Raw genomic sequence first — 6,702 nt, forward strand, 5'->3', positions numbered from 1 at the left:
TCTCAACCGACGCTGTTCTGGTCTCCCGCGACGATGATGTCGATCGCCGCCGACAACCGGGTGAGAGTTTCGACAGTCGCGGCGAATTCGGCCGGGCCGAGTGCGTCGGCGAGGCGGCGGGCCAGCACTTCGTGCTGCGGGTCGATGCGCCGGATGGCCGCCTCGCCCGCCTCGGTGATCGCGACCAGCTTGGCCCGTTTGTGCGCCGGGTTCGGCCGGTATTCGCACAGCCCCTTGCCGACCAGGATGTCGGCCACCCGCTGCACGCTCTGCCGGGTGATGCCGATGGCGCGGGCGATCCCGGCGACCGGCAGTGGTTGATGTTCCACCGCCGCCATCACCTGCCACCACGCCACCGAGATTCCGGCAGGTGCGGCCAATTCGTCACCGAGGGCGAGGAATTGACCGTTGAGCCGGTAAACGGTGAGCGCGGCCGCGTCGAGGAGTTGTTGTTGTTCGTTCAATCTGCTTGTCCGCCTGCGTTTTCCGCGAGTGCGAAGTAGCCGGTGGGGTCTTTCTGCCCGAACAGCTGATACCAGGCGTCGAGTACCTGCGGCTCGAAGAGATCGAGGCGGACGAAGATCTCGCGCGCGAACTCGAACGGGGACATGGCGTCGGCGGTGATGAGGTCGCCGTCGGTCACCGCCGATTCGTCGACATAGTGCGCGGCGCCGGAATAGCCGCTGGAGGCGAGGTATTCGGCGGCATTGCTGGTGTGCGGGCGGTCGTCGAGCAAGCCTTCCTTGGCGAGTCCGAGGGTGGCGCCGCAGATCGCCGCGACCGGGACACCCGCCGCGAGGAATTCCCGCGCCTTGCGGGCGAAGGGAGCCAGGTCGTCGCCCGCGTCCCACAGGTCGGCGCCGGGCAGGATCAGCATCGCGCTGTCGGCGGGGTCGATGTCGGCCAGGGCCAGGTCGGGGGTCACCCGCATGCGGCCGGCGGTGGTGACGGGCGCGGTCGTGAGCCCGACCGTCGCCACTTCGAAGCGGCCCGGCTCGCGATGCCAGGAGTCGTCGGCGATATTGACCGTCGCCGCGCCGACTTCCCAGTCCGAAAGAGTGTCGTACACAGCCACGTGAACTGTCTTCTTGGTCATGACAGCATCCTGTCATTCTTGACAGGATGCTGTCAATAAGAATTTTGTTACCCGCTTACAGGCGCCCCTCCGTAGGCTGACGCACAACCGGTGCGAGACAAGGGAGTTCGCCACGATGACCGACCCGGTGCAGGGGCTGACCGGCACCATCACCTCACCGATCCGCGCCGCGGGCGCACTCGGCGAAGTACTCGTCGCCATTCGCGGCGGCACCGAGCTGTATCTCGCGCGCGCCGACGAACCGATCGAGGCGGGCGCGACCGTGCTCATCGTCGCGGTCAATCCGGGCAGGCTCGTCGACGTCGTGCCCTGGATACCGCTCACACCGCAACTGCCGCAAGACAACTGAAAGCAAGGGAGGCTCAGATGCTGGGCTATCACGTTCCTGATCCCGACGAGGCCATGCTGGTCAGTGGCGCCAAGGTCAAGGACAACGCGCCGTTCAAGGTGATCATCGGTCGCGGCACCTGGGTGATCCCGCTGTTCCGCAAGGTCAGCTACCTGTCGCTGGCCATGTTCGAATCCGAGATCCGCGAGCGCTGCGTCACCAAGCAGGCCATCCAGCTCGACGTGCGCGCGGTGATCGCGTTCAAGGTGGCCAACGACACCCAGTCGATCGTCAATGCGGCACAACGCTTCCTGTCCGAGCAGGAGAAGGAGATGTCGGTGCTCACCGGCCGCATCTTCTCCGGTCACCTGCGCTCGATCGTCGGCTCGATGACCGTGGAGGAGATCATCCGCGAACGCCAGAAGCTGGCCGACGAGGTGCTGATCGCCTCCAAGGTGGAGATGAGCAATATCGGCCTGTGGGTCGACTCGTTCCAGATCCAGTCGATCGACGACGGCAACCTCGGCTATATCGAGGCCCTCGCCGCCCCGCACAACGCGGCCGTGCAGCGCGACGCCCAGATCGCCCAGGCCCAGGCCGCCCAGCGCGCCGCCGAGGCCGAACAGGAATCGCTGCGCCGCCGCGCCGAGTACGAGCGCGAGACCTCGCTGCTCAAGGCGCAGTACCAGCGCGACATCGACAAGGCCAATGCCGAAGCGGCACAGGCGGGTCCGCTCGCCGATGCCGTCGCCCGGCAGGAAGTCCTCACCGCACAGGCCGAACAGGCCCGCAAGAACGCCGAACTGCGCGAGCAGGAATTGCAGGCCGAAGTCGTGAAACCCGCTCTCGCCGAAGCGGAACGGGTCCGCATCCTCGCCGAGGCCGAAGCCGACCGCACCCGCATCCAGGCCGAGGCCGCCGCCTCCAACAACCGAATCGCCTTGGACCAGTTGCTCATCGAGCAACTCCCCGAGATCGTCCACCAGGCCTCCAACGGCCTCGCCAACGCCAACCTCACCGTCCTCAACGGACCCGACGGCGTGAGCGAACTGGTCAACGGCATGGTCGGCCAGGGCCTGACGGTCTTCAACTCCCTGCAGAAGGCCCTGTCCAACGGCGAGGTCGACAAGGTCTGAACCGAAACGGCCCGCCGGAGATTCCGGCGGGCCGTTCGGCGGATCAGCTGAGGGCGTGGTCGAGGTCGCCCAGGAGGTCTTCGATGTCTTCCAGGCCTACCGAGATGCGGACCACGCCGTCGGAGAGGCCGATCGAGGCGCGGCCTTCCGGGCCCATGGCTCGGTGGGTGGTGGTGGCGGGGTGGGTGATCATCGTTTTGGCGTCGCCGAGGTTGTTGGAGATGTCGATGATGCGCAGGCGGTTGAGGACCTCGAAGGCGCGCTTCTTGCCGTCGTCGCCGTGCAGGGCGAAGGTGACGACGGTGCCGCCGCCCGACATCTGCTCCTGGGCCAGCGCGTGCTGCGGATGTGACTGCAGGAACGGGTATTTCACCCATTCGACCGACTTGTTCGCCTCCAGGAATTCGGCGACCTTCAGCGCCGATTCGGTGGACTGACGCACGCGCAGCGGCATCGTCTCCAGACCCTTGAGCAGGGTCCAGGCGTTGAACGGGCTCAGGGCCGGACCGGTATGGCGCATCAGGGTTTTCACCGGGCCATCGATGTAGTCCTTGGCGCCGAGGATGGCGCCGCCGAGGACGCGGCCCTGGCCGTCGATGTGCTTGGTGCCGGAGTAGACGACCACGTCGGCGCCGAGTTCGAACCCGCGCTGCAACAGCGGGGTGGCGAAGACGTTGTCCAGCACCACTTTCGCGCCCGCGGCGTGGGCCAGTTCGGTGACCTTGCGGACGTCGACGAGGGTCTGCATCGGGTTGGCCGGGGTCTCGAAGAACACGGCCTGGGTGGGCACCGACAGGGCCTGCTCCCACTGGTCGAGGTCGTCGCCGTCGACGAAGACGGTCTCGATTCCCCAGCGCGGCAGGATCTCGTTGCACACCACGAAGCAGGAACCGAACAGGCTGCGCGCGGCGACGAGCCGGTCGCCCGCCTTCAGCAGCGCGCCGAGCGCGGTGAAGACCGCCGACATGCCCGAGGCGGTCGCGAACGCGGCCTCGGCGCCGTCGAGCAGGCGGATGCGCTCCTCGAACATGGCCACCGTCGGGTTGCCGAAGCGGGAGTAGACGAAGTGTTCGACATCGCCGGTGAACGCGGCCTCGGCGGCCTCGGCGTTCTCGTAGACGAAGCCGGAAGTCAGGTACAGCGCCTCGGACGTCTCGTCGAATCCGGAACGTCGCAGGCCACCGCGCACGCCGAGGGTGGCGGGACCGACGCCTTCCGGCAGCGGCTTGTCGAAGGAACCACCGGTGATCATGCGAGTCTCCTTATGCCTGGCGCCACGGCAGGCCGACGGCGCGCCAGCCGGTGCTGCCGCGCTGCCCGAACGCGTCGAGGCCACCCTCGAAACCGTCGAGCACGTTGTAGGACGGGGTGATCCCCGCCGCGGTCGCCACCGTCGCCGCGTGCGCAGAGCGCTGACCCGAGCGACACAGGAACACCACGGGCGCGTCGGCCGGGCGGTCGGCGAGGACCTGTTCGAGCTGCTCACCGAAGCGCGGGTTGCGCGCGCCGGTGCCGTCGACCCATTCGATGAAGTGCGCGGGGCGCTCGATGGAGCTGGTGTCGGGAATGCCGATGTGGGCCCACTCGCCTTCGGTGCGCACGTCGACCAGTACCGCGTCGGGGTGCTCGGTCAGGATTTCCCACGCCTTCTCAGGGGTGATGTCGCCGGCGTAACTCATGTCGATCCTCCTGCGTGAATCCGCTCTTGCCGAGGCGGGGAGTCCGCACACGGCCAGGTCGTCACCCGGAGCACCCCACCGCGGAGGAGGGTTGCCGACCAGCGAGCCGGGGCTTGACGCTGGTACTCATGACCTTGCGATCTGAGATTGCCCCGGCACTGGTCACCGTGTCAAACCCCTCAGGGCGTGCACACCAGCCAGGCGCCGTCGACCCGGGTGAGATTCCAGGTGCTCGACGTCGACTGCCCACCCACCGAAACGGTGGCGTCGATCTTGGCCCGGTTGCCGTTGACGGTGGCGTTGGAAAAGCCCTTCTTGTCGATCGTCGCCGCTGATTCCGGGCCGCCCAACCGTTCGGTGAGACCCGATTTCGCCTCGTCGAACCCGGGGCACGCCACCCCGGGCGGCGGACGCTGATCGGTGCGCGAGCGCGCGTCGATATAGTTGGTGACGGCGGCCGCGAGCCGATCGGCCTCTGTGACATTTTTCTCAGCGGGCGCGAGGAGCCCGCCGACGACGATGCTGATGAGCACCACGACCGCGATCACCGCGGCCGCGACGAACGGGACGATGGACCGCTTGTCGGTCTGATCGACCTCGATGGGCTGATCGTCCGAGCCTGTTTGCTCCTCGCTCATGTGGTAATCCTGACAGACCCGGGCCGGGCAGCTACACCGCGCGCCGGGTTGCCGCAACACCGCAGCTAGAATCGCGTTGATTACGGCCTGCCGCCGACGAGGACGGCAGCGGCCGGTAGCCGGTTTCCGACTTAGCCTAAGCTAAGTTGACGCCGTCACATCGTTTCTCGACCAAAGGGTGCGCGTAGACAATGACCGAACAGACAGCGACTCGCCCGCTTCGCATCGCGATCGTGGGTGCGGGACCGGCCGGTATCTACGCCGCCGACGCCTTGATGAAGTCCGACGCCGAGGTCAGTATCGACCTCTACGAGCGCATGCCCGCGCCCTTCGGCCTCATCCGCTACGGCGTCGCGCCCGATCACCCGCGCATCAAGGGCATCATCACCGCCCTGCACAAGGTGCTCGACAAGGATCAGGTGCGCCTGCTCGGCAACATCGACTACGGCACCGACATCACCCTCGACGATCTGCGTCAGTTCTACGACGCGGTGATCTTCTCCACCGGTGCCAACGCCGACCGCGCGCTGCCGATCCCCGGCATCGACCTCGACGGTTCCTACGGTGCCGCCGACTTCGTCTCCTGGTACGACGGGCACCCCGACGTGCCGCGTTCGTGGCCGCTGGACGCCGAGAAGGTCGCCGTGCTCGGTGTCGGCAACGTGGCCCTGGACGTGGCGCGCGTACTCGCCAAGACCGGCGACGAGCTGCTGCCCACCGAGATCCCGCCGAACGTCTACAAGGGGCTCAAGGAGAACAAGGCCGTCGAGGTGCACGTCTTCGGGCGTCGCGGTCCCGCGCAGGCCAAGTTCACCCCCCTCGAGCTGCGTGAACTCGACCACTCGCCGACCATCGAGGTGATCGTCGACCCCGAGGACATCGACTACGACGAGGGTTCCGAGGCCGCGCGCCGCAACTCCAAGCAGGTCGACATGGTCGCCAACACCCTCGAGCAGTGGGCCATCCGCGACCAGGGCAACCGCCCGCACAAGCTGTTCCTGCACTTCTTCGAGTCGCCCGCCGAGATCGTCGGCGACGAGAACGGCCGCGTCGTCGGTCTCAAGACCGAGCGCACCCAGCTCGACGGCACCGGCAACGTCAAGGGCACCGGCGAGTTCAAGCAGTGGGACGTGCAGGCCGTCTACCGCGCCGTCGGCTACCTGTCGCAGAACATCAACCAGCTGCCGTTCGACGATCAGGCAGGCACCGTGCCGAACGAGGCCGGTCGCGTGATCGCCGACGAGAGCGCCGAAGGCAACGCCCGCTTCATGCCCGCCACCTACGTCACCGGCTGGATCAAGCGCGGCCCCGTCGGCCTCATCGGCCACACCAAGGGCGACGCCAACGAGACCATCGCCTGCCTGCTCGACGACGCGAAGAACTTCACCCCCGCGCCGAAGCCCGAGCTGGACGCCGTCACCGAGTTCCTCGAGGGCAAGGGCATCCCGTTCACCACCTGGGCCGGCTGGTACCGCCTCGACGCCCACGAGCGCGCCCTCGGCGAGCCCGAAGGCCGCGAACGCGTCAAGGTCGTCGAGCGCGAAGACATGCTCCGCGCGAGCGAGCCCCACAAGGCGTAAAGCCACACCGGGCGGGCTCACCCACGAGCCCGCCCGCCTACGCCCCCCGGCCACAGGCACCACTCGAGTCCGCCACCTACTGCACACCCAGCCACACGGCACCACTCGAGTCCGCCACCTACCGCACTCCCAGCCGCTCGACACTACTCGAGTCCGCCATGACCGCACTCCCAGCCCCGCACGACCCGACCTCGAGGAGGGTCCGCCGCGAAGCGGCGTAGCGGCCCGGCCGCGCGAACAGCGCT

General features: G+C 67.6%; 8 protein-coding genes and 1 riboswitch. Of the genes, 3 read left to right on the forward strand and 5 right to left on the reverse strand.

What is annotated here, in order from left to right; genetic code table 11:
• Positions 1 to 2: 2 nt before the first annotated feature.
• Positions 3 to 464 (reverse strand): MarR family winged helix-turn-helix transcriptional regulator, encoded by a 462-nt coding sequence (locus ACSVDM_RS10920; RefSeq protein WP_439264390.1) that lies wholly within the window; start codon positions 462 to 464, stop codon positions 3 to 5.
• The gene (locus ACSVDM_RS10925) at positions 461 to 1,096 is read right to left on the reverse strand and encodes a DJ-1/PfpI family protein (protein WP_439264392.1); all 636 of its coding nucleotides are present in this window, start codon (positions 1,094 to 1,096) and stop codon (positions 461 to 463) included. The genes ACSVDM_RS10920 and ACSVDM_RS10925 overlap by 4 nt, the downstream gene beginning before the upstream one ends.
• 115 nt (positions 1,097 to 1,211) lie before the next feature.
• Here ACSVDM_RS10925 and ACSVDM_RS10930 point away from each other — a divergent pair, with 115 nt between their 5' ends.
• Positions 1,212 to 1,445 carry a hypothetical protein gene (locus ACSVDM_RS10930; RefSeq protein WP_067642061.1) on the forward strand — a complete coding sequence of 78 codons (234 nt, stop codon included), beginning with the start codon at positions 1,212 to 1,214 and terminating at the stop codon, positions 1,443 to 1,445.
• Positions 1,446 to 1,462: 17 nt separating this feature from the next.
• Entirely contained in the window at positions 1,463 to 2,560 is a 1,098-nt protein-coding gene (locus tag ACSVDM_RS10935; protein ID WP_439264394.1) for an SPFH domain-containing protein, read from the forward strand.
• A 43-nt stretch (positions 2,561 to 2,603) separates the two neighbouring features.
• On the opposite strand, the gene ACSVDM_RS10940 is transcribed toward ACSVDM_RS10935, so the two are convergent.
• The 3 genes from ACSVDM_RS10940 to ACSVDM_RS10950 form a co-directional block, all read right to left on the reverse strand.
• A complete protein-coding gene (locus tag ACSVDM_RS10940) occupies positions 2,604 to 3,812 on the reverse strand; it encodes an O-succinylhomoserine sulfhydrylase (protein ID WP_067642063.1) in 1,209 nt (402 codons plus the stop codon).
• A gap of 10 nt (positions 3,813 to 3,822) precedes the next feature.
• Entirely contained in the window at positions 3,823 to 4,239 is a 417-nt protein-coding gene (locus tag ACSVDM_RS10945; RefSeq protein ID WP_067642064.1) for a rhodanese-like domain-containing protein, read from the reverse strand.
• A 17-nt stretch (positions 4,240 to 4,256) separates the two neighbouring features.
• A riboswitch (SAM riboswitch) is annotated at positions 4,257 to 4,373 on the reverse strand.
• A 45-nt stretch (positions 4,374 to 4,418) separates the two neighbouring features.
• The gene (locus ACSVDM_RS10950) at positions 4,419 to 4,877 is read right to left on the reverse strand and encodes an Rv0361 family membrane protein (protein WP_067484407.1); all 459 of its coding nucleotides are present in this window, start codon (positions 4,875 to 4,877) and stop codon (positions 4,419 to 4,421) included.
• 191 nt (positions 4,878 to 5,068) lie between these two features.
• Between ACSVDM_RS10950 and ACSVDM_RS10955 the strand changes: the two genes are divergently transcribed.
• Complete coding sequence (locus tag ACSVDM_RS10955; protein ID WP_067484405.1) at positions 5,069 to 6,457, forward strand: FAD-dependent oxidoreductase; 1,389 nt, start codon at positions 5,069 to 5,071, stop codon at positions 6,455 to 6,457.
• Positions 6,458 to 6,702: the final 245 nt, after the last annotated feature.

Source organism: Nocardia sp. JW2 (assembly GCF_051843015.1).
Taxonomy (GTDB): domain Bacteria; phylum Actinomycetota; class Actinomycetes; order Mycobacteriales; family Mycobacteriaceae; genus Nocardia; species Nocardia coubleae.